Annotated in this window: 29 protein-coding genes and 2 tRNA genes; 12 read left to right on the plus strand and 19 right to left on the minus strand. The window is 68.5% G+C overall.

Annotated elements, in window-relative coordinates; translation table 11 throughout:
- Nucleotides 1–444 precede the first annotated feature (444 nt).
- A complete protein-coding gene (locus E6G92_03985) occupies nt 445–864 on the minus strand; it encodes a hypothetical protein (GenBank protein TMJ18983.1) in 420 nt (139 codons plus the stop codon).
- Between the two features lie 93 nt (nt 865–957).
- Entirely contained in the window at nt 958–1,338 is a 381-nt protein-coding gene (locus tag E6G92_03990) for a GFA family protein (protein TMJ18984.1), read from the minus strand.
- A 293-nt stretch (nt 1,339–1,631) separates the two neighbouring features.
- Here E6G92_03990 and E6G92_03995 point away from each other — a divergent pair.
- A tRNA-His gene (locus E6G92_03995) sits at nt 1,632–1,708 on the plus strand.
- A 29-nt stretch (nt 1,709–1,737) separates the two neighbouring features.
- Nucleotides 1,738–2,787 (plus strand): Glu/Leu/Phe/Val dehydrogenase, encoded by a 1,050-nt coding sequence (locus E6G92_04000; protein ID TMJ18985.1) that lies wholly within the window; start codon nt 1,738–1,740, stop codon nt 2,785–2,787.
- A gap of 44 nt (nt 2,788–2,831) precedes the next feature.
- Here the strand turns inward: E6G92_04000 and E6G92_04005 are convergent, their stop codons facing one another.
- Nucleotides 2,832–3,659, minus strand: coding sequence for a DMT family transporter (locus tag E6G92_04005; GenBank protein TMJ20700.1), 828 nt, complete (start codon nt 3,657–3,659; stop codon nt 2,832–2,834).
- 134 nt (nt 3,660–3,793) lie between these two features.
- On the opposite strand from E6G92_04005, the gene E6G92_04010 reads away from it, so the two are divergent.
- The 6 genes from E6G92_04010 (at nt 3,794) to E6G92_04035 (ending at nt 8,647) form a co-directional block, all read left to right on the plus strand.
- Nucleotides 3,794–4,516, plus strand: coding sequence for a heme ABC transporter permease (locus E6G92_04010; protein TMJ18986.1), 723 nt, complete (start codon nt 3,794–3,796; stop codon nt 4,514–4,516).
- A 124-nt stretch (nt 4,517–4,640) separates the two neighbouring features.
- On the plus strand, nt 4,641–5,078 hold the full coding sequence (gene ccmE, locus E6G92_04015; GenBank protein ID TMJ18987.1) for a cytochrome c maturation protein CcmE: 438 nt from the start codon (nt 4,641–4,643) through the stop codon (nt 5,076–5,078).
- Nucleotides 5,075–6,994, plus strand: a complete 1,920-nt coding sequence (locus E6G92_04020) for a heme lyase CcmF/NrfE family subunit (GenBank protein ID TMJ18988.1) — start codon at nt 5,075–5,077, stop codon at nt 6,992–6,994. The genes ccmE and E6G92_04020 overlap by 4 nt, the downstream gene beginning before the upstream one ends.
- Nucleotides 6,991–7,518, plus strand: a complete 528-nt coding sequence (locus tag E6G92_04025) for a DsbE family thiol:disulfide interchange protein (protein TMJ18989.1) — start codon at nt 6,991–6,993, stop codon at nt 7,516–7,518. Before E6G92_04020 ends, E6G92_04025 begins: the two co-directional genes overlap by 4 nt.
- Nucleotides 7,518–8,012: a cytochrome c-type biogenesis protein CcmH gene (locus E6G92_04030; protein TMJ18990.1), complete on the plus strand. Its 495-nt coding sequence runs from the start codon at nt 7,518–7,520 to the stop codon at nt 8,010–8,012. The genes E6G92_04025 and E6G92_04030 overlap by 1 nt, the downstream gene beginning before the upstream one ends.
- The gene (locus tag E6G92_04035) at nt 7,973–8,647 is read left to right on the plus strand and encodes a tetratricopeptide repeat protein (GenBank protein ID TMJ18991.1); all 675 of its coding nucleotides are present in this window, start codon (nt 7,973–7,975) and stop codon (nt 8,645–8,647) included. Before E6G92_04030 ends, E6G92_04035 begins: the two co-directional genes overlap by 40 nt.
- Nucleotides 8,648–8,781: 134 nt before the next feature.
- Here E6G92_04035 and ald read toward each other — a convergent pair whose 3' ends face one another.
- Nucleotides 8,782–9,882 carry an alanine dehydrogenase gene (gene ald, locus E6G92_04040; protein TMJ18992.1) on the minus strand — a complete coding sequence of 367 codons (1,101 nt, stop codon included), beginning with the start codon at nt 9,880–9,882 and terminating at the stop codon, nt 8,782–8,784.
- A gap of 157 nt (nt 9,883–10,039) precedes the next feature.
- On the opposite strand from ald, the gene E6G92_04045 reads away from it, so the two are divergent.
- Nucleotides 10,040–11,974 carry a potassium transporter Kup gene (locus E6G92_04045; GenBank protein TMJ18993.1) on the plus strand — a complete coding sequence of 645 codons (1,935 nt, stop codon included), beginning with the start codon at nt 10,040–10,042 and terminating at the stop codon, nt 11,972–11,974.
- Entirely contained in the window at nt 11,971–12,471 is a 501-nt protein-coding gene (locus tag E6G92_04050; GenBank protein ID TMJ18994.1) for a 2'-5' RNA ligase family protein, read from the plus strand. The genes E6G92_04045 and E6G92_04050 overlap by 4 nt, the downstream gene beginning before the upstream one ends.
- 186 nt (nt 12,472–12,657) lie before the next feature.
- Here E6G92_04050 and E6G92_04055 read toward each other — a convergent pair whose 3' ends face one another.
- On the minus strand, nt 12,658–13,080 hold the full coding sequence (locus tag E6G92_04055; GenBank protein TMJ18995.1) for a DUF3775 domain-containing protein: 423 nt from the start codon (nt 13,078–13,080) through the stop codon (nt 12,658–12,660).
- A gap of 153 nt (nt 13,081–13,233) precedes the next feature.
- On the opposite strand from E6G92_04055, the gene E6G92_04060 reads away from it, so the two are divergent.
- Nucleotides 13,234–13,310, plus strand: a tRNA-Met gene (locus E6G92_04060).
- Here the strand turns inward: E6G92_04060 and E6G92_04065 are convergent.
- From E6G92_04065 to E6G92_04125, 13 genes are all read right to left on the minus strand, one after another.
- Nucleotides 13,267–14,901, minus strand: coding sequence for a recombinase family protein (locus E6G92_04065; protein ID TMJ20701.1), 1,635 nt, complete (start codon nt 14,899–14,901; stop codon nt 13,267–13,269). The two genes, E6G92_04060 and E6G92_04065, sit on opposite strands and share 44 nt — an antisense overlap.
- A gap of 807 nt (nt 14,902–15,708) precedes the next feature.
- Nucleotides 15,709–15,918 carry a hypothetical protein gene (locus tag E6G92_04070; GenBank protein TMJ18996.1) on the minus strand — a complete coding sequence of 70 codons (210 nt, stop codon included), beginning with the start codon at nt 15,916–15,918 and terminating at the stop codon, nt 15,709–15,711.
- Nucleotides 15,915–17,579: an ATP-binding protein gene (locus E6G92_04075; protein ID TMJ18997.1), complete on the minus strand. Its 1,665-nt coding sequence runs from the start codon at nt 17,577–17,579 to the stop codon at nt 15,915–15,917. Before E6G92_04075 ends, E6G92_04070 begins: the two co-directional genes overlap by 4 nt.
- Nucleotides 17,572–17,835, minus strand: coding sequence for a hypothetical protein (locus E6G92_04080; GenBank protein TMJ18998.1), 264 nt, complete (start codon nt 17,833–17,835; stop codon nt 17,572–17,574). Before E6G92_04080 ends, E6G92_04075 begins: the two co-directional genes overlap by 8 nt.
- Complete coding sequence (locus E6G92_04085) at nt 17,832–18,080, minus strand: hypothetical protein (GenBank protein ID TMJ18999.1); 249 nt, start codon at nt 18,078–18,080, stop codon at nt 17,832–17,834. The genes E6G92_04080 and E6G92_04085 overlap by 4 nt, the downstream gene beginning before the upstream one ends.
- Nucleotides 18,077–19,882: a hypothetical protein gene (locus tag E6G92_04090; protein ID TMJ19000.1), complete on the minus strand. Its 1,806-nt coding sequence runs from the start codon at nt 19,880–19,882 to the stop codon at nt 18,077–18,079. Before E6G92_04090 ends, E6G92_04085 begins: the two co-directional genes overlap by 4 nt.
- The gene (locus E6G92_04095; protein ID TMJ19001.1) at nt 19,879–20,124 is read right to left on the minus strand and encodes a hypothetical protein; all 246 of its coding nucleotides are present in this window, start codon (nt 20,122–20,124) and stop codon (nt 19,879–19,881) included. The genes E6G92_04090 and E6G92_04095 overlap by 4 nt, the downstream gene beginning before the upstream one ends.
- Complete coding sequence (locus E6G92_04100; GenBank protein ID TMJ19002.1) at nt 20,121–20,327, minus strand: hypothetical protein; 207 nt, start codon at nt 20,325–20,327, stop codon at nt 20,121–20,123. The genes E6G92_04095 and E6G92_04100 overlap by 4 nt, the downstream gene beginning before the upstream one ends.
- Entirely contained in the window at nt 20,317–20,745 is a 429-nt protein-coding gene (locus tag E6G92_04105; protein ID TMJ19003.1) for a hypothetical protein, read from the minus strand. The genes E6G92_04100 and E6G92_04105 overlap by 11 nt, the downstream gene beginning before the upstream one ends.
- A gap of 103 nt (nt 20,746–20,848) precedes the next feature.
- Nucleotides 20,849–21,175, minus strand: a complete 327-nt coding sequence (locus E6G92_04110; GenBank protein ID TMJ19004.1) for a hypothetical protein — start codon at nt 21,173–21,175, stop codon at nt 20,849–20,851.
- A gap of 31 nt (nt 21,176–21,206) precedes the next feature.
- The gene (locus tag E6G92_04115; protein ID TMJ19005.1) at nt 21,207–21,725 is read right to left on the minus strand and encodes a hypothetical protein; all 519 of its coding nucleotides are present in this window, start codon (nt 21,723–21,725) and stop codon (nt 21,207–21,209) included.
- Nucleotides 21,722–22,036, minus strand: a complete 315-nt coding sequence (locus tag E6G92_04120; protein TMJ19006.1) for a hypothetical protein — start codon at nt 22,034–22,036, stop codon at nt 21,722–21,724. The genes E6G92_04115 and E6G92_04120 overlap by 4 nt, the downstream gene beginning before the upstream one ends.
- On the minus strand, nt 22,033–22,362 hold the full coding sequence (locus E6G92_04125) for a hypothetical protein (GenBank protein ID TMJ20702.1): 330 nt from the start codon (nt 22,360–22,362) through the stop codon (nt 22,033–22,035). Before E6G92_04125 ends, E6G92_04120 begins: the two co-directional genes overlap by 4 nt.
- Before the next feature lie 56 nt (nt 22,363–22,418).
- Between E6G92_04125 and E6G92_04130 the strand changes: the two genes are divergently transcribed.
- Nucleotides 22,419–22,853: a helix-turn-helix transcriptional regulator gene (locus E6G92_04130; protein ID TMJ19007.1), complete on the plus strand. Its 435-nt coding sequence runs from the start codon at nt 22,419–22,421 to the stop codon at nt 22,851–22,853.
- A 37-nt stretch (nt 22,854–22,890) separates the two neighbouring features.
- On the opposite strand, the gene E6G92_04135 is transcribed toward E6G92_04130, so the two are convergent.
- Nucleotides 22,891–23,955, minus strand: a complete 1,065-nt coding sequence (locus E6G92_04135) for a phage late control D family protein (GenBank protein TMJ19008.1) — start codon at nt 23,953–23,955, stop codon at nt 22,891–22,893.
- Nucleotides 23,956–24,065 lie beyond the last annotated feature (110 nt).

Genomic DNA, 24,065 nt, shown 5'->3' on the forward strand with positions numbered 1-24,065 from the left:
GCGGTTCGGCGCGGAGGTTCAAGTGCGAAGCCGCAGGTGAGCAGCGCGCAGCGCAGCGAACGCTGTCGGCGCACGCCGGCCGACAGGTCCGCGCAGCGGAGCCTGATCGACGTCGCGGCACAATGGTGCCGTGGCGGACCCGTTCCCCGGCCCTTCGACGCCGCCTGCGGCGGCGCCCAGGATAAACTTCGGCGGAGCCGAAAGCCGGGGTCCAGGTGTGAAGCGCGTGTCGGAACCGAGGCTTCGCCCCGGCCTGGGCCCCGGCCTTCGCCGGGGAACAGTTGGGTGAGTCCGCCACGGCACCATTGTGCTGCGATCCGGGATCGAGTCCGGGACAGGCTTAATCAGGCTGGGCCTCGCCCACCTGTCGGCCGGCCGGGCCGCCTCCGGCCGCGGCGCCTTGGCCGCTGCGCGTCCGCGGTGCTGCCGCCGGGTCGGCCTCGGCTAGCGCAGGTCGCCGTCGAGGAGGGCGAGCCAGCTTCCGTTTCCGGCGGCGACGAACATGCGGCTCTCGCCGGCCTCCAGCCCCACCGCCCGGCTGCCCTCAATCCTGTCGCTGCCGCTTGGCCGGATCGCGGCGAGTTCGACGGCCCGAATGACGAAGGCGCGGCCCTGCGGGACATCCGCGATCGGCGGCAGAACGATCTGTGCCTCCCGCTGCACGATGATGAGATCCGCCGCCAGATCCGGCGTGATGGTCAAACTGCGCTCTGTGACGATCAGCGTGCGGAGCCGAAACGGTGCGGGTTCCGCCGCGGGCGCCGGCCGCTCGTCGGCGGCGTTGCCGGGCGGCGGCTGGGTGAAATTGCAGCCGGCCGTCAACGCCATCGCCAGGACGGCGGCCGGGCCTGTTGCGCGTTTCATTCGAGCCATGTCTTCAGCTCCGCCAGAGTGCGTACGCCTTACAATCGGCGCATTGGAGAGAAGCTGCAAGTCCTGGCGGAGACGCGGGCCGCGCTAATGCTCGTGCTGCGGCAGGCCATCGGAGATCTCGTAATAATCCCCCTTGTCGGCGACGAAGATGTGCATTTCGAGGTGCGCGCCGGTCGGATTGTCGAAGCAGCCCATGGCGATGCTGGTCCAGTCGCGCTCGAGCGGGTCCCAGAACAGGGTCGAGCCGCAGATCGTGCAGAAGCCGCGGCGGACCTTCTCCGACGAGCGGTACCAGCCGATCTTGTCCTCGCCCTCGATGGCCAGGGCGTCGCGCGGCACGTTGGTCGAGGCGAGATAGTGGCCGGTCTGCTTGCGGCATTGGGTGCAGTGGCAGGCGTCGGCCGGCGCGAGCGGCTGCGAAACGGTCAATCGGACGGCGCCGCAAAGGCAGGATCCCTGGGGCATTCTTTTTCCTCCCGGGCGGCGCGATAGCACGGGTCGGCTGGGGCCGTCACGGGACCCTTGAGCCGGGACGTGGGACGGGCTCGGCCGGCTTCGGGCCGACCTCCCGCCGATGTTGCGGAAGGCCGTTCCCCGGCGGAGGCCGGGGCCCAGGCGCGAAGCGTTTGCTGAGACCGCGGCTTCGCCCCGGCCTGGGCCCCGGCCTGCGCCGGGGAACGGGAGGAGGGCGGGGGCGGGGGCCTGCCTTGACGCTGGCCCGCACGCGCCATTATGTGCGCGCACTCAAATGACGCGTGGCGACCATAGCTCAGCTGGTTAGAGCACCGGTTTGTGGTACCGGGGGTCGCGGGTTCAAATCCCGTTGGTCGCCCCATTCCTGCAAAGACTTAGGACAGGCGCCCGATGGACTCGCTCTGGAATTATCCGGATTTCGACGAGCACGAGCTCGTTCATTTCGTCACCGACCGAAAGACCGGCCTGAGGGCGGTGATCGCGGTCCATTCGAGCCATCTGGGGCCCGGCGCGGGCGGCACGCGCTTCTGGCATTATGCCGATCCGGCGCAGGCGGTGGCCGACGTGCTCCGGCTGTCGCGGGGGATGAGCTACAAGAACGCGATGGCGGGGCTGCCGCTCGGCGGCGGCAAGGCGGTGATCCTGGCGGACTCCGCCAAGACCAAGACTCCCGACATGCTCGCCGCCTTCGCCCGGGCGGTGGACGGGCTTGGCGGGCGCTACGTCACCGCCGAGGATGTCGGGGTCAATGTGGCGGACATGGTCGCGATCTCGAAGCAGACGCGCTTCGTCGCCGGCCTGCCGGTGGCCGAGGGCGCGGTCGGCGGCGATCCGGGGCCGCACACCAGCTACGGCGTGTTCCTGGGCGTGAAGGCCGCGGTGAAGCGCAAGCTGGGCAAGGACAGCCTTTCGGGCCTCCACTTGGCCATCCAGGGCGCGGGCAGCGTCGCCTCCGGGCTGGCGCGGCGCGCGGCGGAGGAAGGCGCCCGGATCAGCATCGCCGACATCGACGAGGCCAAGGCGCGCGCCCTGGCCGAAGAGGTCGGGGGAAATGTGGTCGGCACCGGCGAGATCATGACTCTGGAGGCCGACGTGCTCAGCCCCAACGCGCTCGGCGCGATCCTGACCGAGGAGTCGATCGCCGCGCTCAACGTGCCGGTCGTCGCCGGGGGCGCCAACAACCAGCTCGCCACCCGCGCCGACGGCGACCGCCTCGCGGCGCGCGGAATCCTCTATGCGCCGGATTACGTGATCAACGCCGGCGGGATCATCAACGTCTCCACCGAATATGTGAAGGACGGCGACCGGGAGAAGGTGCGCGAGCGGATCGAGGGCATACCGGGCCGGCTCGAAGCGATCTGGGACGAGAGCGAGGCGAGCGGCGAAAACCCCGCGGAGGTGGCCGACGCGATGGCGCGGCGGCTGATCGGGCGGGGGTAGAGCCCCGCTAGGTAAGTCGGGGACAGTTACTAGTAACTGTCCCCTCAGAGCGGCTCGGGCCTCGGCTTGTCGCGGCCGAGCTTGTGCTCGCGGTGGATGGTGTAGAGGCCGCTGGCGACGATCACCGCGGCGCCGGCCCAGGTGCCGGGGGCGGGGCGGGTCGACCACAGGGCCCAGCCGAGCAGCACCGCCCAGATCAGCTGGACGTAGTCGAACGGCACGACCACGGCGACCGGGGCGAACCGAAGCGCCGAGGTGAGGAACAGCTGGCCGAGGCCTCCGGCGAGACCGAGCCCGGCGAGGATCGCCCAGGTCGCGGCGTCGTGGCCCAGGGCGTAGACCGGCATGAAGAGGCCGGCGACCAGGATCGAGAAGCAGGTGAACCACAAGACGATGGTCGGAGTCGCCTCGGTGCGGCCGATCTGGCGGATGGTGATCGTCACCGCCGCGGTGCCGAGCGCCGCGAGCAAGGCGAGGGCGAGGCCGAGCGCGGGCAGGTGGCTGCTCCCCGGCTGAATGACGATCAGAACGCCCGCGAGGCCCAGAGCGACCGCGCTCCAGCGGTGCCGGCCGACCGGCTCCTTGAGGACCAGGGCCGAGAGCATCACCGAGAAGAGCGGGGCGGCGAAGCCGATCGTGGCCGCCTCGGCGAGCGGCAGCCAGGCCAAGGCGGCGAAGGCGCAGGCCATCGTCGAAAGGCCGAGCGCGCCGCGGGCGAGGTGGGCGAGCGGGCGCTTCGTGCGCCAGGCGCCGTAATTGCGGGTGATGAGGATCCAGGCCAGCAATGGCGGCAGGCCGAAGGCGAAGCGGTAGAAGGCCTGCTCGGGCAGGGCCACGCCGCGCGCGGCGGCGAGCTTGATCGCCGCGGCCATGAAGCCGAAGCTGGTCGCCGCGCCGATCCGCAAGCCTATGCCCAAGAGCCGGTTCTGCTTAAGGATGCCCACCTCCCCGCCTTAAGCACAAGCTTTCGCGCCGCCCAAGGCTTCGCTACACCGCGCCCAAGAACATGCACGCCTTCGCCAATCCCGCCCGCTTCCTCAAGATCGCGCGACCGCTGACCTTCTGGCTCACCGGGCCGGGCGCGCTTCTGGTCGCGGTGTCGCTCGCCGTCGGCCTGTTCTACGCGCCGCCCGAGCGGTTTCAGGGCGAGAGCGTCAGGATCCTCTACGTCCACGTCCCCGCGGCCTGGCTGGCGATGGCCGGATGGTCGGGGATCGCCATCGCCAGCCTGATGCAGATCGTCTGGCGCCACCCGCTGGCGGCGGTGGCGGGGCGCGCCCTCGCCGTGCCGGGCGCGGCCTTCACCGCCATCTGCCTCGTCACCGGCTCGCTCTGGGGACGCCCGGCCTGGGGGACCTGGTGGGAATGGGACGGGCGGATGACCTCGATGCTCATCCTCTTCTTCCTCTATCTCGGCTATATCGCCCTCGCCGGGGCTGAGAAGGAGAAGGGCGCGGAAGGGCGGATCACGGCGATCTTCGGCTTGGTGGGCGCGGTCAACCTGCCGATCATCCATTATTCGGTCTTGTGGTGGAACACGCTCCACCAGGGCGAGAGCATCAGCTTCGTTCGCGGCACCTCGACCATCGCCGCGCCGATGCTGTGGCCGCTGCTCGCCTCGGCGCTCGGTTTCTCGCTTCTCTTTGGGGGCATCGTGCTGATGCGAATGCGGGCCGAGCTTGCGCGCGGCAAGGTCGAAGCGCGGATGCGGCGGAGGGCCGCGGAATGAACCCCTGGCCCTTCGTCTACGGCGCTTACGCTTTCTCCGTCGGCGGCACGGTGGTGCTGACCGCGTGGAGCTGGCTTGCGATGCGGCGCGCCGAAGCCGGGGCCGCCAGGCTGAGCGAGCGCGCGTGAAGCCCAAGAACCAGCGGCTGGTCCTGATCCTCGTCGCGCTGGCTGCGATGCTGGGCGCCGCCTTGCTCGCCATGTCGGCGATGCGCGCCCAAGCCAGCTTCTTCTACGCGCCGGCGGACGTCGCGGCGAAAGGGCTGCCGCTCGACCGGCCGGTGAGGATCGGGGGAATGGTGCGGACGGGGTCGATCCGCCGCCACGCGGATGGGGTGACGATCGACTTCGTCGTCGGAGACGAGACGCGCGCGACGATCGCGGTCACCTATACCGGGATCACGCCGGACCTGTTCCGCGAGGGCAGCGGGGTGATCGCCGAGGGGCGCTTTCAGCCGGACGGACGCTTCGTCGCGACCGAAATCCTCGCCAAGCATGACGAGAATTACCAGCCGCCGGTGCTCGGGCCCGAGGGCATGCACAAGACGGACCGGGTCCGTTGATCGCGGAGGCCGGCCTCGGCGCCTTGTGGCTGGCGGCGGCGCTGTCGCTGCTCCAGCTCGTGCTCGGCGCGGCGGGCGCGCGTGCGGACGGAGTCGAATTGCGGCCCTTGGTCCGCCCGATCGCCGTGGCGCAGGGATTGCTCGCCGGGTTCGCCTTCCTCATGCTGATCTGGCTGTTCCTGCGCACAGACCTTTCGGTCGCCCTCGTCGCCGCGAACAGCCATTCGATGAAGCCCTGGCTCTACAAGTTCGCGGGCGCATGGGGGAATCACGAAGGCTCGATGCTGCTGTGGGTCACCGTTCTCGCACTCGCCGGGGGCGCGGTCGCCTTGTTCGAGCGGCGGCTGCCGAGCGCGACCCTGACCGCGACGCTGGCCGCGCAGGCGCTGATCGCGCTCGGCTTCTACGCCTTCCTGCTGTTCGCCTCGAACCCGTTCGCAAGGCTGAGCCCGGTCCCGTTCGAGGGCAACGGGCTCAATCCCCTGCTGCAGGATCCGGGCCTCGCCTTCCATCCGCCCACGCTCTATTTCGGCTATGTCGGGATCTCGATCGCCTTCTCCTTCGCGGTCGGCGCCTTAGTGACCCGCGACGTCGGCCCCGCCTTCGCGCGGGCGATGCGCCCCTGGGTGCTGGGGGCGTGGATCTTCCTCACGCTTGGCATCACCGCAGGCTCCTATTGGGCCTATTACGAGCTCGGCTGGGGCGGGTGGTGGTTCTGGGACCCGGTCGAGAACGCCTCCTTGATGCCTTGGCTCGCGGCCACCGCACTGCTGCACAGCGTCACCGTGCTGGCCACGCGCGACGGGCTCAGGGCATGGACGGTGATGCTCGCGGTGGTCGCCTTCTCGATGTCGATGATCGGCACCTTCCTGGTCCGCTCGGGAATCCTCACCAGCGTTCACGCCTTCGCCGTCGATCCGAGCCGCGGCGCCTTCATCCTCGTCCTGCTGCTGCTGTACATCGGCGGCGCCCTGGCGCTCTATGCCCTGCGAGTCGGGACGGTGAAGGAAGGATCGCGCTTCGATTTCTTCAGCAGGGAAGGCGCGCTGGTCGCCAACAACCTGCTTCTGTCGGCGGCGCTCGGCGTCGTTTTCGTCGGAACCATCTACCCGCTGATTACGGAAGCGCTCGGAGCCAAGATCTCGGTCGGCTCGCCCTATTTCAACTTCGCCGTCGGGCCCATCGCCCTGATCCTCGTCGCGATCATGGGGGCGGGCCCGATGCTGCGCTGGCGGCGCGACGATTCGCGGGCGCTCCTTCGCCGGATCGCCGTTCCGGCGACGCTCTGCGCCGCCGCTGCCTTGGCCCTCGCCCTCCTCGCGCCGGGGACGCGAATCCTGCCCTGGCTCGGCTTGGCTCTCGCCGCGGGCGCGGCGGCGGCGAGCCTCGCGCCCTTGTGGAAGCGCAATTTGCGGCGAACGCCGCTGTTCACCTACGGCATGGTCGTCTCCCACCTCGGCATCGCCGTCGCTCTGGCCGGAATGGCCTGCGAGAGTGCGTTCACGCGAGAGACGCTGGTCGCGGCCCGCCCGGGCCAAGTCGTTCAGGCCGGGCCCTTCGCGGTCCGCTTCGACGGCGTTGAGCCGGTGGCCGGGCCGAACTGGACGGCGATCGAGGCGCGGCTGACCGCGATTCGCGGCGGCTCGTCCTACGATCTCCACCCGCAGGCGCGGATGTTCAGCGCGCCGCCGACGCCGACCACCGAGGCGGCGATCGAGACGGTGCTCGACGGTCAGCTCTACGTCTCGCTGGGCGAGACGGACTCGCAGGGTCGCTGGCAGCTGCGGCTGTGGTGGAAGCCGATGGTCACTTTGATCTGGCTCGGCGGGGCTATGGTCGCCTTCGGCGGCTTCCTGTCGCTGCTCGGGCGGCTGCTGCGCGAGCGGCGCGCGAGATTGCGGGAGGCGCTGGCATGAGGCGGCTGATCCTGTGGGTGCCGCTCGGCCTGTTCGTCGCCTTCCTGGCGGTGGTGGCGGCGGGCCTCTTCGCGCCGGCCGACCGCGAGATCCGTTCCGCCTTGATCGGCCAGCCGGTGCCCGAGTTCAGCCTCGCGCCGGGCGCGGCCGGGCGGTCCGGCGCCTCGAGCGCGGACCTGCGCAACGGTAGGCCCCATCTGGTCAACGTCTTCGCCAGCTGGTGCGTGCCGTGCCGGGTCGAGGCGCCGCAGCTCGCCGCTTTGTCGCGCCGGGGCGTGCCGATCGTCGGAATCGCCGTTCGCGACCGGCCCGAGGACCTCGCCCGCTTCCTCGCCGCCTACGGCAACCCGTTCCAGGCGATCGGCGCCGACAGCGACCGGCGCGTGCAGATCGAGCTGGGATCTGCGGGTGTGCCCGAGACGTTCGTCGTCGACGGCCGGGGGATCATCCGCCACCAGCATATCGGCGCGATCGCCGACAGCGACGTGGGGGGGATCTACGCGGCCTGGGAGGCGGCGCGGTGATGTTCCTTAAGCAGTCATTGCGAGGAGCGAAGCGACGCGGCAATCCAGCGGGCCTCGGAGGCCGCGCTGGATTGCTTCGCTTCGCTCGCAATGACGTGGTGCTTGCTCTGGCGCTCTTATGGGCAGCCCCCGCCCTCGCCGATTCCGCCCTCCCGCCCGCCGCTCTCGCCGACACGCAGCTCCCCGATCCCCGCCAGGAGCGGCAGGCCAGGGCGCTGATGGAGGAGATTCGCTGCCTGGTCTGTCAGGGGCAGTCGATCGCCGACAGCAATGCCGAAATGGCCGGCGACATGCGCGCTCTGATCCGAAGCCGGATCCAGCGCGGCGAGAGCGCCGAATCGATCCGCGCCTGGCTGATCGCGCGCTACGGCGATTGGGTCAGCTACGATCCGCCGCTGGAGCCGGTGACCTGGCCGCTCTGGGCGCTTCCGGCGCTGCTGATCCTCGCCGGCCTGTGGCTCGCGCGCGGGCGCTTCAGGCGGAGGGCGCGGTGACCGGCTGGATCGTCATGGCCGTGCTGACGCTGCTTACCGGCGGCGGGCTCGCCATCTTCGTCCGCGGCGACAAGGGGGCGCTTCAGTTCACCGCGGCGGCGCTTCTGCTCGCCCTGGCCGGCTATGCCTGGCAGGGCCATCCGGGCTTCGCCGGCGCGCCGAGGGTCGCGCCGGGCCGGATCAGCCTTCCCGACAGCGAGTTCGCCAAGACTCGCGGCGACATGCTCGGGCGGTTCGACCAGGCCTCGGCCTGGCTCAACATGGCCGACAGCTTCCAGCGGCGCGGCGACACGCAGACGGCGGCGGAGCTTCTCCAGGGCGCCGTCAGGCGCACGCCGGACAATCCCGACCTGTGGGTCGGCTACGGCAACGCCCTGCTGCTCCACGGCGGCGGAATCATGAACCCGGCGGCTGAGCTCGCCTTCGAGCGCGCCGCGGCCCTCGCCCCAGGCCATCCGGCGCCGCGCTTCTTCTACGGCCTCGCTCTGGCCCAGAGCGGCGATTATGCGGCCGCCGAGCGCATCTGGCGGGAGATCGTCGCCGAGGCGCCGCCGGGCGCGGAATATCGCGCGGTGGTCGAGGAGAGGCTGCGGGCGATCGAGCAGGCGCGGGCGGCGGGGCAGATTCCGCGCTGAAGAGTCATCCCGGCGAAAGCCGGGACCCATGAACACCTATGTATGAAGCGGGCCAAGGCGTTATCGCTCGTCCTCGCCCTCTTCGGTTCATGGGCCCCGGCTTTCGCCGGGGTGACTACCACTACTCCGTCGCTTTACGCAGGCTCGTAGTCCAGCCCCAAAGCGTCGGCGACGGCCTTGTGGCGGATCTTGCCGGCGGAGACGTTGAGGCCGTTCGCGAGGTGGGGATCGGCTTTCATCGCCGCTTCGGCGCCCTGGTTGGCGAGCTTGAGGACGAACGGCAGGGTCGCGTTGTTGAGCGCGAAGGCCGAGGTTCGGGCGACCGCGCCCGGCATGTTCGCGACGCAATAATGGATCACGCCGTCGATCTCGTAGACCGGATCCGAATGGGTGGTGGCGTGGCTGGTCTCGAAGCAGCCGCCCTGATCGATCGAGATGTCGACCAGCACCGAGCCGCGCTTCATCGTCTTCAGCATCTCGCGGGTAACCAGCTTGGGCGCGGCGGCGCCGGGGATGAGAACGGCGCCGATCACCACTTCGGCCTTCTTCACCGCTTCGGCGATCGCCGCGCGCGAGGCGTAGGCGGTCTTGATCTGGCTGCCGAAGAACATGTCGAGCTCGGCCAAGCGGGCGTTGGAGATGTCGTAGATGGTGACGTCGGCGCGCATTCCGACCGCCATCTGCGCCGCGTTGACCCCGGCGATTCCGCCGCCGAGGATCATGATCCGCGCCGGGGCGACGCCCGGAACGCCGCCCAGAAGCACGCCGCGGCCGCCCTGCTCCTTCTCGAGATAGTGGGCGCCGACCTGGATCGACATCCGGCCGGCAACCTCGCTCATCGGCTTGAGGAGCGGAAGCGAGCCGTCATTGGCCGTCACCGTCTCGTAGGCGATGCAGGTCGCTCCGGAAGCGATGAGGCCCCTGGTCTGCTCGGGATCGGGGGCGAGGTGGAGGTAGGTGAAGAGGAGGTGGCGCGGCTCCAGGAGGGCGATCTCCTGCGCCTGCGGCTCCTTCACCTTCACGATCATGTCCGACTGGGCGAAGACCTCGGCCGCCGTCGGGGCGATCGTCGCTCCGGCGTCGACATAGTCCTGGTCGGAAAAGTCGATGCCGAGCCCGGCCCTGGTCTCGACCACCACCTCATGGCCGGCCTGGATCAGCTCCTTGACCGAGGCCGGGGTCAGCCCGACGCGATATTCGTGAACCTTGATCTCTTTCGGCACGCCGACGCGCATCTTGCTCTCCCGGGCTGGTGATTTCGGGCGCTCCTATAACGACCCAATATCGCTTTGTCGCCGTTGCGAAGGCACCGGCGCGGTGCTAATCCCCGCGCCGCCTTGGCAGGGGCCTGGGCAACGACAAGAGGATGTGGGACGTTTCCGTTCCTGACCGATGAGCGATAGCCCAGCCCCAGAGCAGCCCGCCGAGCAATCGGCCGGGCACCATCCTCAATCGGGACTGATGGGCCTTGCGGTGTCGGCGATCGGCATCGTCTTCGGCGACATCGGCACCAGCCCGATCTACGCATTCCGCGAGACCTTCTCGGGCCATCACGAGCTGCCCAACGGCCCGACCGAGATCCTCGGCGTGCTCAGCCTGATCTTCTGGTCGATGATGATCGTCGTGACCCTCAAATATGTCGCGGTGATCATGCGCGCCGACAATAAGGGGGAGGGCGGAAGCCTGGCCCTGCTGGCGCTGATCAACCGCAAGTCGGATTCGGGCAAGCGCAAGTGGACGAGGGGAATCGTCCTTCTGGGCGTGTTCGCCTGCGCGCTCTTCTACGGCGATTCGATGATCACCCCGGCCATCTCCGTCCTCTCGGCGGTCGAGGGCCTGACGACGGTTCAGGACGGCTTCCAGCCCTATGTCGTGCCGATCGCCATCGGAATCCTGGTCGGCCTGTTCGCGATCCAGGCGACGGGGACGGCCAAGGTCGGCGCCTTGTTCGGGCCGGTGATGATCGTCTATTTCGTGACCATCGCCGTGCTCGGAATCATCCACATCGTCGACGATCCCTGGATCATCGTCGAGACGATCAATCCGGCCAATGCGGTCCGCTTCTTCCTCAACGACAAGCTCCACGCCTTTCTCGCGCTCGGCTCGGTGGTCCTGGCCGTGACGGGGGCCGAGGCGCTCTACGCCGACATGGGCCATTTCGGGCGCAAGCCGATCGGAATCTCCTGGCTGTTCTTCGTCGTGCCCGCCCTGATGCTCAACTATATGGGGCAGGGGGCGATGGTCCTGTCGATGGACCCGGCGCTGGCCGACGCGACGCTGGAGAATCCGTTCTTCTTCCTCGCACCCGAAAGCCTTCGCCTGCCGCTCGTCATCCTCGCGACCTTCGCCACGGTGATCGCCAGCCAGGCGGTGATCTCCGGCGCCTTTTCGGTCACCCAGCAGGCGATGCACCTCGGCTTCATCCCGCGCCTCAGGATCCAGCACACCAGCGAATCGGCGATGGGCCAGATCTACATTCCGGTGGTCAACTGGGCGCTGATGGTGATGGTCATCCTGCTCGTCCTGTTCTTCCAGAATTCGTCGAACCTCGCCGCCGCCTACGGGATCGCGGTTACGGGCGCGATGTTCATCGACACCTGCCTGCTCAGCGTCGTCCTCTTCTCGCTGTGGCGGTGGAAGCCGTGGCTGGCGATCCCGACGCTGGCGGTCTTCTTTACCGTCGATATCGCCTATTTCGCCGCCAACCTCACCAAGGTCCCGGCCGGCGGCTGGTTCCCGCTGCTCGTCGGCCTGTTCGCCTTCACCATGCTCACCACCTGGGCGAAGGGCCGCCAGCTGATGATCAAGCGGATGAACGAGGCGGCGATGCCGGCCTCGATCTTCATCAAGTCCGCCGCCTCCAGCGCCACCCGAGTGCCGGGCACCGCCGTGTTCATGACCACCGCGTCCGACGGCGTCCCGCACGCGCTGCTGCACAATTTGAAGCACAACAAGGTGCTCCACGAGCGCGTGCTTCTGCTGACCGTCAGGATCGAGGACGTCCCCTATGTCGAGGAGCAGAAGACCTTCCACCTCGAGGAGCTGGGGCAGGGCTTCTACCGGCTGATCGTCCGCTACGGATTCATGCAGGAGACCAACGTGCCGGCGGCTCTGGCGCGGATCGACAATTGCGGCCCGACCTTCAAGATGATGGACACCAGCTTCTTCCTCGCCCGGCAGACCCTGATCACCAGCCCCAAGCCGGGAATGGCGGTGTGGCGCGAGAAGCTGTTCGCCTGGATGCTGCGCAACGCGGAAAGCGCGATGGAATTCTTCAACCTGCCGCCCAACCGCGTGGTGGAGCTCGGCAGCCAGGTCGAGATTTGAGGCCGATCGTCGTCACCGCCACGTTCGGCGACGGCGACAATGGCTGGCTCCAGCAGCTCCGGCGCGATCATTATCCCGCCGAGCGCAACCGCGTTCCGGCGCACCTCACCCTCTTCCGCCAGCTTCCGCCGAGCATCGAGAGCGAGCTTTCAGGGCGCCTCGCCCGAACCGCCGCGGCCAGGCCGCCCCGAGCGACGATCGCCCGGATCGTCGATCTGGGGGAGGGGACGGCGCTGGAGGTGGAGAGCGAGGCGCTGGAGGAGATTCGCGCGGACCTCGCCGAAGCCTTTCACGGCCTCCTGACGCCGCAGGATTTCGCGCCCTGGCGGCCGCATGTGACGATCCAGAACAAGGTCGCCCCGCGCGAGGCGCGTGCGCTTCAGCAGCGGCTGCGGGCCGGCTTCGAGCCGCGGCCGCTGGCGATCCGCGGGCTTGCCGCCTGGCGCTATCTTGATGGGCCCTGGGAGCCGATCAGGAGCTGGAGCTTTCGCGGTTAGGCCTCCCCCATCGGGAGAGGGAGATAGAAGGGCGTTCGACCAGTCTCCCCATGCTGTTCCCCGGCGAAGGCCGGGGTCCAGGCCCGGCGCTCGCCGGGCTCGGGTGCGGCGATCTTCCAAAAGCCTCCGGCTCCTGGACCCCGGCCTTCGCCGGGGAACGATCAAGCGAAGTCCGGACCGGCCGCCTCAATCCATCTGGCCGACGCCCTCGCAGCTGTAATCGAACGCGGCGAGCCCGGCTTCGAGATGGCCGCCGAGCAAGGGCATGTCGGTCAGCTCGTCGATCCTCTCCTCGGTGTCGAGCTCGGTCGCCTCGGCCATCGCCTCGTCCCATTCGCTGACGTCGTAGGTGCCTCGGCCGACCCAGGCCAAAGCGACGATCTCGGCGAGCTGGTCGTCGGCGAGATCGTCGAGCATCGCCTGGACCTCCTCCTCGACGCTGTCGTTGAGCTCGTCCTCGAGCACGGAAAGCGCGGCGCCGTCCTCGTCGTCGAGATCGTCGACATTGTCCGCCTCCTGCTCGGGATCGGCGGCCGGAACCTGAGCCTCCAGTTCCTTGGCGCGAAGGATGAGGCGGCAGATCGAGTCGAGCGGCGTCAGCAATTCCATGGCTTCGAGTCTCCGTGACGCTTGGCGAAACGACAGGGAGGCGCGGCGGGTTCCGGCCTTGAAATCGCGCCGCCGCCACTCCAGTTGACCGGGTGCGCGCCGATACCTATAGCCCCGCGGCGCGCGCGCCCAGGCGGCGCGGGGCCTCAACGGGGCGGAGTAGCTCAGCTGGTTAGAGCAGCGGAATCATAATCCGCGTGTCGGGGGTTCAAGTCCCTCCTCCGCTACCACCGTAACCGCCAGAGGCGCACCCCTTCGCGCCGCTGGTCGACCTGTCGCGAGGGCGACCGCCGATTCAAGTGATCCAGTAAACTCGATCGCATGTCCTCCGGCTTCGGCCGGGGTGACGTGGATCGCTTCGACGAGGCCGCGAATGTCGGCTTTTACCTGGTCGGAAAGAGGCTCGCCGGCGGCGATCGCCGCAGTGATGCGGCGAACGTGCTGGCGATAGGCTTCGACAATTTGCGGGTGAAGGACGATCACCGGGACCGCGTCCTCCTCGCCGAGCTCGGCGCGCGCGCGATCGCGCTCCTCGATCTTCCTGGCCAGCGCCTGGCGCAGCTCGGCGAACTCGCCGCCGCCGTCGGCGATCGCGGCGACGAGGCGCTCAACGGCGGCCACGGCCTTGGCGAGCTGCCTTTCCCGCGCGGCCCGGGCCCGCCCGCCCTCGCGAAGCTTCCGCTCGCGCTCGAGGTGGAACTCGCGCACCAAGATCGACACCGCTTCAGGAGAGAGCAGCTGCTCCTCGAGGCCGGCGAGGACGCGGGCCTGCAGCTCCCCCAGCTGCAGGCGGCGGTTGTGGCCGCAGGTGCCGGCCTCGCGGGCGCGACTGCAGGCGAGCCGCGTATCGGCGACGATCGTCATCGAGCCGCCGCAGAGGCCGCATTGGATCAAGCCCGAGAAGAGGTGGCGCGGGCGCTTGCGATAGACGAGGGGCTGGCCGGCGCGGCGCCGTAGCACCTCCTGGACCTGCTCCCACAGCTCATCGCTGACGATACGCAGCTCGGGGACGTCTATCGTCACCCGCTCGCTGACGGGATTGAGCCTCGAAACGCGATTCCGGCTGTCCGGATCGCGCCGCATGTTGACGCGGTTGTAGACGAAGCGGCCGACATAGATCGGGTTTTGAAGGATGCCGATCTGACGTCCGCGATGACCGATGATCGCCGGCGCGCGCCACTCGCCGCCTCTGGCGGATTTGATCCCGTCGGCATTGAGGCCCTTGGCGATCGCCTTCGGGCTGCGGCCCGCCGCGTACTCTTCATAGACGCGGACTACGACGGCTGCCTGCATCAGGTTGATCCGGCGGCGCCCCGCGTCAACCTGCCCTCTTTCGTCGAACTCCCTGACGACCTCGTAGCCATAGCAGAGGCCGCCCGGGATACGGCCGCGGGCGAGGGCGCCGCGCTGGCCGCGCCTGATCTTGTCGGCCATCTTGCGCAGCTCGAGCGCGTCCATCGTGCCCTTGAAGCCAATCTTGAATTCGTCGACATCGCCTTGGGAGAGCGTGATCAGGCCGACGTCGTGATGGCGAAGGCGCTTGAAGATGCCGGCGCTATCCTCCTGATCGCGGGCGATGCGATCGAGATCCTCGGCGAGGACTATCTCGAAGAGGCCGCGGGGGACGTCGGCGAGGAGGGACGTCATTCCGGGCCGCCTATTATCGGCGCCGGAGATCGCGTGGTCGGCATAGACCCTGACGACTTCCCAGCCTTCGCGCTCAGCGTGACGCCGGCACTCTCGCTCCTGGTCTTCGGCCGAGGTGGGCGAGCACTTGTCGTCTGAGAAGCGGGCGTAGATCGCGCAGCGGCGGGCGGACATGGTCGAATCCCCTTATTCTGGTCCAGGGGCGCATCCTGTCGGGGCCTCCGCACCGGGTCCAGCGCGGCGGCGTCCTCGGCCGCCATCTCGCGGGCAATGGTCCGGACTAAGCCCGCGATCGCCGGGTGCAGGCCGGGGCTCACCAGACGGCCTCAAATTGGACGAGCGAGGATCCGCTCGCCGGGTCAATCGTCGCTGGGCGCAGATCCATTTTTGGACGTACAGCCGCTCCCGCCTTCACGGCCGCCATCTGACGATCGAAAGGTGTCATGCGCGCGCGATCGGCGCGGATCTGCTCCTCGACCAAGCGGCGTGCCTCACCGGCGCCGGCGCCCTTACGGAGCTCGCGATACAGACCGCGATATTCTTCGGGGCACCAGGCCAGCCTCGTTGCCGTGCGGCGAGCGATCGTTTCGGGCCGCAGCTTCCGCCTGGATCCGCGGCTCGCCTTCCCCAAGGCGTGGGCGTGCCGGCTGAGCTGGGCGGCGAAATCAGGGTCGGAGGCCAGGCGATCACGGCGCCGGCGTGATATCTTCGCGCCCCGTAGGGCCTTCGCGCGCGGATCGGTCTTCAGGAATCTCCTCGAGCATGGGTCGCAGCGTTTGGCTCTGAAGCCTTTGGACCGGCCACAATCGAGGCAGCCGGCGGCGGCCTTGGCGGCCTTGGCTGCGCGCTTACAGAGGAGGCATACGCCGCTCTTGTTGGTGGCCGACAGCGGCCCCCTGCAGCGCCCGCACGACGTGGGCCGCAGGTCAGCGACGCGTTGCCAACGTCGCCGCTGCCTTTCGGGCTTGGACGTCGCGGCGCTCACGGCTTTTTTCCCGGGGCGTCGATCGTCATTGTAACGCCGCAGCACCGCGGCCAGCCTGAGCGAAGGCAATGGGCCGCGGCGACCTCCCTCGAGGCGCCGCACGATCGGCACCACACGCGGCCGCGGGCGAGGGCAGGGATGCGGGCAATCTCGGCGGGTAGTCCTGACAGGGCGCGCACGGCGCGTTCAAAGGCGTCGGTCATCATTCGTCACCCATGATCGAAGGAGCCAGGCGGACACGCTTCCCCTGCGCCTCGAGAAGCCCATTGCTGCGCAGTCGGCCGAGATACGTCCCGAAGGTGCCGCCATCGGCCGACATTCCCAGATCAGCGGCGAGGCCTTCGCGGGTGGTGAAGTGCGGGCTTCGCTTGATCAGGACGTCTACCATGCGGCGGACGCCGGGAATTCTGGCGCCCCAAAAGCGGGCGAGCTCGGGCCCGGCCGCCGGCAGCGGCTCGATCTCGATCCCGCTCGCCTCGACGCCGGTGAGAGTGGCGCCCCATTTTTCGCCGTCCTGCTCGATATAACCGGCGCCGCGCAGCGCGCCTTTGTAGGTTCCCCACGTCCCGCCGCTTTTCGAGAAGCCGGCGAGGGTCGCCCACTGTGCTTCGCTGAGGCGCGCCGGGTAAATTCGCGCCAGCGGCAGCAAAGCCTTTCGACCGCGGCGAAGCGCCTGATCGTCGCCGTTCGGCTTAGGGTTGGGGGAGGCGGGAGGACGGACCTTGGCCGGTGTCCTCGCCGCCTCCCCCCCACCGGCGGGTGGAACGGGCTCAGAGGGGGCCCTGGGCCGTTCCTTGCCGGCGGAAACCGTTTCGAGATGGATCTCCGCGACAGCTCTGCCGATCGTCGCCAGCGCCGCGGTTCGTATATCGAGGAGCTGCTCGGCCGACGCCAGACGCTGGGCCAGGTCCCGGTGCGCGCAGCGCAGGCGCCCTATCTCCACATCCTTCCCGGCGAGCTGCGCCGCGACGTCGGCGCCCACGACGGCCGCGGCGATCGGCGCGTCGGCCGCCGGCTTCGCGAGGGCGGCCGCGATCGCCGAGACGTCGAGCTCGGCGAGCAGCTTCGGCTCGACATGCACTTCGCCAGGCGCCGGCGTTCTACTCGAATCGAAGGTGGCGATCGCCGGCGTGAAGCCGCGCTCGAGGATGCCGAGCCGGGGGCTATAGATCCACCGCTCGCCCCGCCCTAGCGAGGGCAGCGATCGCATGACTTCGGCTCGGACGTCCTTATCGCCCTTGGCCTTGAGATAGTCGTCGATCGCCTTCTGATCGCGCGGATCGACGAGCTGGTGGGCGATGATCGTTTGAGCCTGGGAAAGGACGGCCTTCGACACGTCAGCGGGGCGCTGAGTGATCAGGTGAAGCACGAAGCCGGCGACGCGGCCGCGCTTCGCGATCCAGATCATGTCGCGCGTCAGGCCGAAGGCGACGTCGTCGGGCGCCATTTGCGGACAGACCTCTTCGGCCTCGTCGACGATCAGGTGGAAATTCCCGCGCGGCTTGGCGCGGAGCCGCCGCATGAAGGCAGCGAGGAAGACGCGCTGCAGGGCGTCGTCGTGGATATGGGCGAGGCTGACGATCGCCGAAACGCGCTGCTCGATCACGATCCGCGCGATAGCGTCGCCGTCGTAAGGGCCGATCGGGACGTCGCCGTGGGCGCCGCCGAAAATCGGAATGTCGAAGCCGGCGCCAGTGCCGGCGCGATCGGACCGCAGCCCGTACCAAACATCGGTGAGATCGATGATCGCCAAGTGTCGGCGCTCGGTGAGGAGCTGCTCGGCCTCTTCCTTGGCCGTCACCGTCTTCCCGGCGCCGCTGTTGCCGACGATCGCGTGGTGCTCGTCGATATAGGCGCGATCAGTCATTGTCGGGTCTTCCGTTGCGGAGATCGACGAAGCGGATCGTGCCGCCAAAGTCGGCGAGGATTCCGCCGTCCGTGGCGACGTCGAGCGGCTCGCCCTTTTCGTGGTGCGTGGCGAAGGTCTGCGGGGGGCGTCGGGTGACGCCCCCCATCTTCCGTTCGTCGAACTCGAGGAAGCACCGGCGGCGCCCGTCGATCTTAACGGGCGAGCCGTGGGGCATCCTCTCCCCGGCGATCGCGGCGATCGTGCCCGGCCTCATACCGCAGAGCCGTCCTGGGCGGCGCCAGCGCGCCGCGCCAGCATTGCCGCCGCGTCCTGGCTTAGGCCGTAGGCCACGGCCCACCAGCGCGCCCAGAGCGCCTCCTGGATAGCGAGGCGGAAGGCGCCGCCGATCTGATACCAGCATGAGCGGCAGAGGTTGCGCCGGCCCATCGCCCGTCCGGCGCAGCCGGGCGTCATGCAATGGACCGGCCGCGTCGGCCGAGCGCGACGTCGCCACTTCACGACGCCGTCTCTGCGATCGTCTCGGCCGCCGGCACTTCGGCGGGCGGGGTGCCCGCGGCCTCGCCGCCGGCATCCTCGTCCGCGGTGGGTTCGGCGCCGGCTTCTTTGGCCTCCTCCTCCTCGGCTTTCGCCGCGAGTTCCCGCTCGTAGAGTGCCTCGGCCTCTGCGAAGCGCTCCTGGACGTCGGCCGCCGGAATCCTGACGAGCAAGGCGACGACGAAGGTGCCGTCTTCTTCCTTCGCGATCGACGGGACATAGTCGTCGTTGGCGTTGTCGGGCCAGAACGTGCGGCCCTCGAGCGGCGTCCCGGCCACCGGCGGCGCCGCCAGGCGCGCCGCCTTATATTCGATCGCCTCCTTTCGCTGCTCGGCCTCCCATGCCGCCTGATCGAAAGGCTTCCCGGGATTTGCCGGCGGCGCGGGCTCGGCCTTGATGAAGCACGATTCGACGCGCCTCAGGCCGCCGGCGGCGCTGACTTCGAAGATCGCAATCGAGGCGTCGCGCTGATCGGGCGTCAGCCGATCGGCGGCGTTGTAAGCGGCCTTGAAGCCCGCCGGGGGATCGGGGAGCTGCCAGCTTTGCTTCGCGAGGCTCAACACGCCGTCGGCCCAGCCTTCGCCCTGGGCGAGCTTGCCGACCTCGATATCGCCCTTCTCGCGGGCGAGGCGGTCGACGATCGACGGATCGAGCAGCACTTCGCGATCTTCGGCGCCAAAGAAGAGATCAGCCTCCACGCGGCCGCCGGCGTCCCGATAGGCGTCGAGCCCGACGTAGATCACCAGTTTATTGTCGGCGGCGTAGACCTTGCCGGCGATCGCATCGCGGATCGTGCCGGGGCTGTGCGCGTTATAGGGCTTCTTCTTCTCGGCTTCGAAGATTTTGAGCTGCACCGCCTGATCGGGGTGGCCGGCATAGGCCTTGGCCGAATCAAGCGTAATCTCGCCCTTGCGCAGCGCATCGAGGATCGCCGGCGCCAGATCCGCGAGCCTGACACGCTGCTCGATATAGCGGACGGTGGTGCCGAACCGGCGAGCGCAATGAGCGAGCTGCTCCCGGCGATCGTTCATCCCGCCTTCGGCATAGCCCTGGATGATCGCCGCGAAGGCCTCGACCTCGTCGGCAGGATTCATGTCCTCCCGAAGATTCTCGGCGAGGCTCGCCTCCGCTAAGGCTTCACGCGAGACGATCTTGACCGGCACGTCCCAGTCGCGCGCGATTCGCTTCTTCTTGACGTTGAGGCTGAGGGCCCGCCAGCGACGGCCGCCACCGCCGACTTCATGGAGGCCCTTGCCGCCAAGGGCTTCGGCTACGACGAGATTTTGGAGCAGGCCTTTCTCGTGGATCGAATCGGCGAGCGCCTCGATCCCGACCTCGCCGTCCGTCTTTCTGACGTTGAGCGGAGAGAGGATCAGCTTGTTCAAAGGGATTGTCGTCTTCATATGGGTATCTCCGGTTCCAGTTGGATTGGTGCCGGGCCGATCGCGCTTCGATCGGGCGGCTTGCTCGCCCGCGACGTCAGGCAACGTCGTTTCGGAGTTCGGGGAAGGGCCGCGGCGCGAGCCGGCGGCCCTTCCTTTTTTAGGGGTGGGGCGGAAGTAATGGACGCCGCCCTTCGCGGGGTGGGGCTCGCGCTGCCAGCCTTCGGCCGATAGGTAGCGGGCGATCGTCGTCGCGCCGAAATCGATCCCGGTTTCGGCTTTGACGAGGGCGGCGAGATCGCCGGGGAGCACCTTCGTATTCCCCGGTTCGGCGATGAATCGCGCGACGGCCGCTTTGACGCGAGCCTTATCCTGGTCGCTCATGACGACGCTCCTTTCGTTGCCGCCGCTGCGACGGCGATCGCCGCCTCGGTGGCGTCGATCGCCGCCTCGAGGCGGCGAACCTCTCCCTCGAGCGCGGGATCGAGGGCGTCGCGATCGGGGACGCCCTCACAGAATTCGTCGCATCCGATCTCGAGGATCGTGACGAGCTGCTCCTGCATCGCGGGCAGGGCGAGCCGGGCTGCGGCAAGCAGCGTGGGCGTGACGAGCTGGGGCGCGTTCATGGCCGCACCCCCAAGGTCGCTTCGATTGCGGGCCAGAAGTGGATCGCGATGAGCACGATCGAAATGACCGCGCCCACGGCCAGGCCGAGCAGCGCGTCTCGCTTGCCCTCGCGGATCTGGCGGCGATGTTCGGCCATGCACCTGCCGCACTGGCAGGCCGACGCGTGGGGGATCGCCGCGATGAGCGTGAGATCATGCCGCATGGCTGGCCTCCCCGTGGTCGTTGGCCGGCGATTTGCCGACGCAGGCGGTGCAGAGATCGATCTCGGCCCAGGAGCAAGGCGGGTCGCATGGATCGCACCAGGTGCAGCCGCAGACGCGGCAGATCGCCGGTAGCGGCAGCTCGCTTTCGGGATCGTGCGAGCGATCGACGAGGAGCGAGTAAATCGTGGCGTCGAAGCGAAAGAGTCCGGCCATGCGATCAACAAGGGGACGATAGTCGTCCGGCGAGGGGTCGCCGCATTCGAGCATGTGAATCTCGTTGCGGAAGCCGGCGGTCTCCCTCGGCGTGGAGCCGAGCATGGTCGCGAGCGCGTCGATCGACAGGCCGCGCGCCGAACGCCGAAGGCGCATATAGCGCCCCGGCGTCATCGCGGGCGGTAGAGGCGTGGTGTCAGTCATGATGGTCCTTTCCAGGCAACAGAAAGGCCGTCCCGCCGGTTGGTCGGCGGGTGGCTGATTGGCGTTCAGGTGATAATTGCGGAGAGGGCCGAGGCCCCGCCCGTCAGCTTGCGGTGTTGACCGCTTCGCCAACACCGCCGTCGTCATTCGCTGCGCGGAGCGGCGCCACCCCCGGGGCGCTGGCGCCAAAGCGCCCGTCGTCGTTGGCGGCGACTAGCCGCTGCCGGGGCGGGGCCATGCGCAGCGTCACCGCTGGGTTAGACATCGCGCTCGGCGAGATTCCGTGGGTGATCTCGACGGCGGCGCCATAGGTCGCGCCGCATTCGATGTTGGAGCATTGCAGTTGGAGCTGCCGGTAGGTTGGCGCCACGTCACGGCTTGTCCGAACGCGCGTCGGCGCCTCGCAATGGGGACAGTCGATCGAACGCAATCTAGGTACAACAGGTAACACTCTCGTCACGTTATTTCCCCCTCCCCGGGGCGGATCTCGGCATGTCCCCTGACTGCGCCGTTTCCGTTTGCACCTTGCCCGTTCGCCCCGCGCGAAGGGTTGCAAGCGTGTCTGTGCTGGCGGCGATCGACTCCTCGAGCTCGGCCTCTGCTATGGCGAGCGCGGAATCGGTGGCACCAGGCTGGGCCGCCGCGATCACGGCGGCGATCGCTTCGCCGCCTTCCCGCGCGGCCTTCGCGATCTTGTGATTGAGAAGCGCGAGATCCGCGCAGGCCTCGGCCGTATCGGCCTCGAGGCGAAGGGAGTAGCATTGCAGCAAAGGGAAGCCATCGCCGCCGGCGGAGCGATAAGCGACGTCGAGCTTCAGCGCGGCGTCGAGCCTGATGCCCGCGGCCGCGTCGGGATCGCTCCAGTTGCGCACCGCCCGCTCCGATTGGCCGACAATCTCCGCCGCCACTTGCCATCCGATAACGCCGGCGATCTTGGTGAGCGCGAGCTCGAAGGTGAGAGGAGCTCGCCGCTTCGTCATGCGGCGGCACTGCCATTTAGGGCAGACGCCGGGCTGCCATGTTGGCCGTCAAGGCAACCCGGCGCGTCGCCGACAGTCCCCCCGAGCGGGGGGCCGCTCGAGTTATCGGCGAAAGGAACTAGGGCGTTCTCGAGGAGCAGAAGCGAAGCGTGTTGTGAGGGCTGCAATCGCCCCGCGTCGAAGCTGATCCGGAAGCCGGCCAGCACGGCGCGCGCGGCCTCGATCAGGAGGATCGTGTCGGCATCCAAGACCGCGGCGTCGGCCGCCGGCGTCTCGCCGGCGGTGCCGTTGGCCCCTCGGGCGGCGATCATCGGACCGCCTCGCCCAGGCGGGCGGCGTGACGCGCACCTTGCAAAACGGGGCGACGATCGCACTCGTCGACCGCCGCCCCTACCCCTACGGTGTGCCCAGTGGGGGTCCGAGAAATGGGGGGATCAAGTTGTCTGGCGACGCTGGCAGGTTCTGGGCGAAGGCCCAAGGCAATCGCGATCTGCAGCGATTCGCCGCGTATCGCCATCCGCTTTCCCTCCAGCACCTTGTAAACGACCGCCGGCTTGAAGTTGTGCCGATTCGCCCATTCCCCGATTGTCTCGCCGGCTTCGACGAGCCTCGCCCGCGCAGAGCGGATTGCCTTCATCGGGATTGGATCGAAAAGAGAATCGGCTTGCATCTCACATTCGCCTAAAGTGTCGAATGGCAGGACATTCGACAGATCAGTCTAAGAGTCAAGCGAGATTCGGCACTTCTGTCGAATTTGGTAAGCGGCTCGCGGAGGAACGGGGGCGCTTCGGGGCAACACAAAAGGACTTCGGCGCGCGCGCTGGCGTCACCCTCGATTCCCAAAGTCGCTACGAGACGGGGAAGACCGTCCCTAACGCTGAATACCTAGCCGCGCTGGCGGCGGTCGGCGTCGATGTGAATTATCTTTTGACCGGACTTCGGGAGCGATCCCACATCCTCGATGGCGAATCGACGTCGCTCCTTCGCGACTTTGAATTGCTGGCGCCGCACCTTCGCACGGCGGCAATCGGAGTGATTCGCGCGCTCGCCCTTGGCGATCCGGATAAAGGTGGCGGCACCATCCAGATGCGTGAAGATCAACAGCACTATCGCAACCACGGGATATAAGGCGGAGGATCGGGCTTCAGACACCGGCCGCCCTCAGCTAGCGCGTCTCTAGCTTCAATTCCGTCTTCAGGCCCTCGCTCGGCGTAAAGCTGTGCGAGCATTCCGCGATCAGCCACTTCTTCGCATCGATCTCGGGCTTGAAGCCGCTGAGGCTGATCGGACGCTCGGGATAGAGGTCGGGGCGGCCGAGCGCGAGCGTATAGGTGAACTCGGCCGAGCCTCTGCTCATTCGCCGCGCTTCCGACCGCGCCGCGTGGCGCGCGTCGGCCTCGTTGTGAAAGACGCGGCGAATGCGGCGAACGCCGCGATCGCGGCCGCCGGCGTCGGCCGAGCCCGCCGATTCGGGTTGATCCGTGCCATCGGCGCCGACGCGCACCGTGCGCCGTCTTGCGCCCGCCTGGTCGTGGTGGCGGGCCTCGACGGCGCCGTACTGGCCCCGATCGGCGTCGCGGTAGCTGTATTTGTCGCCATCCCGCTTCGTCAGTGCGGCGGCAGGTATCGCGCGGCCGCTGGCCGTCACGCCGGCGGCGATCGGCGCGAAGATCAGCCGACCGCGTTTGACCTGGGCGACGGCGTCGTGCCGGCGCCCCAGACGGCGGATCAACGCCATGTCGCTGACCTGGTCCTGGGCGAGCACGGGAACCTCGATCGACGCCAGCTCGGGCGCGACGTGGGGCGTGAGCCCTTGGGCTGCGGCTACGCGGCGCACGATCGCGCCGATCGTCGTATTGCGGTGCGATCGTTCCCGGCGCTGGCGGTATCCGCCCGTCAGGTCGGCCGAGCGTCCCTTGATCGTGATCAAGTCGGGCGGCCCACCCCACTCGCGCTCGTCGACCTTGAACGTCCCCTTGTCGACCATCCCAGCGGAAATGCCTTCGCCCTCCGCCGCCTTCGTGTAGCCGAGCGACACCTGCAGGCGGGCGCCCTTCTTCGGAATCGCCATCGCTCCGTCGTGATCGTGCAGCACCAGCTCGAGCTCGTCGGCCTCGCCACCCCGCTTCTCGGTGATCGAAAGCTGGATCAGACGGGGAGCGACCGCGTCGGTGAGGTCGCGGCCGTCGAGCGTGACGCGGAAGGCGGGAATGTTGGAGGCGTCAGACATTGCGGTCGCGGCCGCGCCAGCGATCGGCACCGGGCCCGCGCGAACCACTGCCGATCACTCGCGCGCGGACGATCTGGCAATCATAGCAGCCGCAGATCGACGGATTATGA

The sequence above is a fragment of the Alphaproteobacteria bacterium genome (assembly GCA_005883305.1).
Lineage (GTDB): Bacteria > Pseudomonadota > Alphaproteobacteria > Sphingomonadales > Sphingomonadaceae > Allosphingosinicella.

Coding starts and splice junctions, on each gene's coding strand:
- E6G92_04120 (TMJ19006.1), bottom strand. CDS start 22,036: ATGATCGCCGCCCGAGGGGCCAACGGCACCGCCGGCGAGACGCCGGCG.
- E6G92_04135 (TMJ19008.1), bottom strand. CDS start 23,955: ATGTCTGACGCCTCCAACATTCCCGCCTTCCGCGTCACGCTCGACGGC.
- E6G92_04090 (TMJ19000.1), bottom strand. CDS start 19,882: ATGAGCGACCAGGATAAGGCTCGCGTCAAAGCGGCCGTCGCGCGATTC.
- E6G92_04105 (TMJ19003.1), bottom strand. CDS start 20,745: ATGACTGACACCACGCCTCTACCGCCCGCGATGACGCCGGGGCGCTAT.
- ald (TMJ18992.1), bottom strand. CDS start 9,882: ATGCGCGTCGGCGTGCCGAAAGAGATCAAGGTTCACGAATATCGCGTC.
- E6G92_04000 (TMJ18985.1), top strand. CDS start 1,738: ATGGACTCGCTCTGGAATTATCCGGATTTCGACGAGCACGAGCTCGTT.
- E6G92_04045 (TMJ18993.1), top strand. CDS start 10,040: ATGAGCGATAGCCCAGCCCCAGAGCAGCCCGCCGAGCAATCGGCCGGG.
- E6G92_03985 (TMJ18983.1), bottom strand. CDS start 864: ATGAAACGCGCAACAGGCCCGGCCGCCGTCCTGGCGATGGCGTTGACG.
- E6G92_04005 (TMJ20700.1), bottom strand. CDS start 3,659: ATGGCCGCGGCGATCAAGCTCGCCGCCGCGCGCGGCGTGGCCCTGCCC.
- E6G92_04095 (TMJ19001.1), bottom strand. CDS start 20,124: ATGAACGCGCCCCAGCTCGTCACGCCCACGCTGCTTGCCGCAGCCCGG.
- E6G92_04115 (TMJ19005.1), bottom strand. CDS start 21,725: ATGACGAAGCGGCGAGCTCCTCTCACCTTCGAGCTCGCGCTCACCAAG.
- E6G92_04080 (TMJ18998.1), bottom strand. CDS start 17,835: ATGAGGCCGGGCACGATCGCCGCGATCGCCGGGGAGAGGATGCCCCAC.
- E6G92_04100 (TMJ19002.1), bottom strand. CDS start 20,327: ATGCGGCATGATCTCACGCTCATCGCGGCGATCCCCCACGCGTCGGCC.
- E6G92_03990 (TMJ18984.1), bottom strand. CDS start 1,338: ATGCCCCAGGGATCCTGCCTTTGCGGCGCCGTCCGATTGACCGTTTCG.
- E6G92_04025 (TMJ18989.1), top strand. CDS start 6,991: ATGAGGCGGCTGATCCTGTGGGTGCCGCTCGGCCTGTTCGTCGCCTTC.
- E6G92_04075 (TMJ18997.1), bottom strand. CDS start 17,579: ATGACTGATCGCGCCTATATCGACGAGCACCACGCGATCGTCGGCAAC.
- E6G92_04030 (TMJ18990.1), top strand. CDS start 7,518: ATGTTCCTTAAGCAGTCATTGCGAGGAGCGAAGCGACGCGGCAATCCA.
- E6G92_04130 (TMJ19007.1), top strand. CDS start 22,419: ATGGCAGGACATTCGACAGATCAGTCTAAGAGTCAAGCGAGATTCGGC.
- E6G92_04125 (TMJ20702.1), bottom strand. CDS start 22,362: ATGAAGGCAATCCGCTCTGCGCGGGCGAGGCTCGTCGAAGCCGGCGAG.
- E6G92_04065 (TMJ20701.1), bottom strand. CDS start 14,901: ATGTCCGCCCGCCGCTGCGCGATCTACGCCCGCTTCTCAGACGACAAG.
- E6G92_04070 (TMJ18996.1), bottom strand. CDS start 15,918: ATGATGACCGACGCCTTTGAACGCGCCGTGCGCGCCCTGTCAGGACTA.
- E6G92_04010 (TMJ18986.1), top strand. CDS start 3,794: ATGCACGCCTTCGCCAATCCCGCCCGCTTCCTCAAGATCGCGCGACCG.
- E6G92_04055 (TMJ18995.1), bottom strand. CDS start 13,080: ATGGAATTGCTGACGCCGCTCGACTCGATCTGCCGCCTCATCCTTCGC.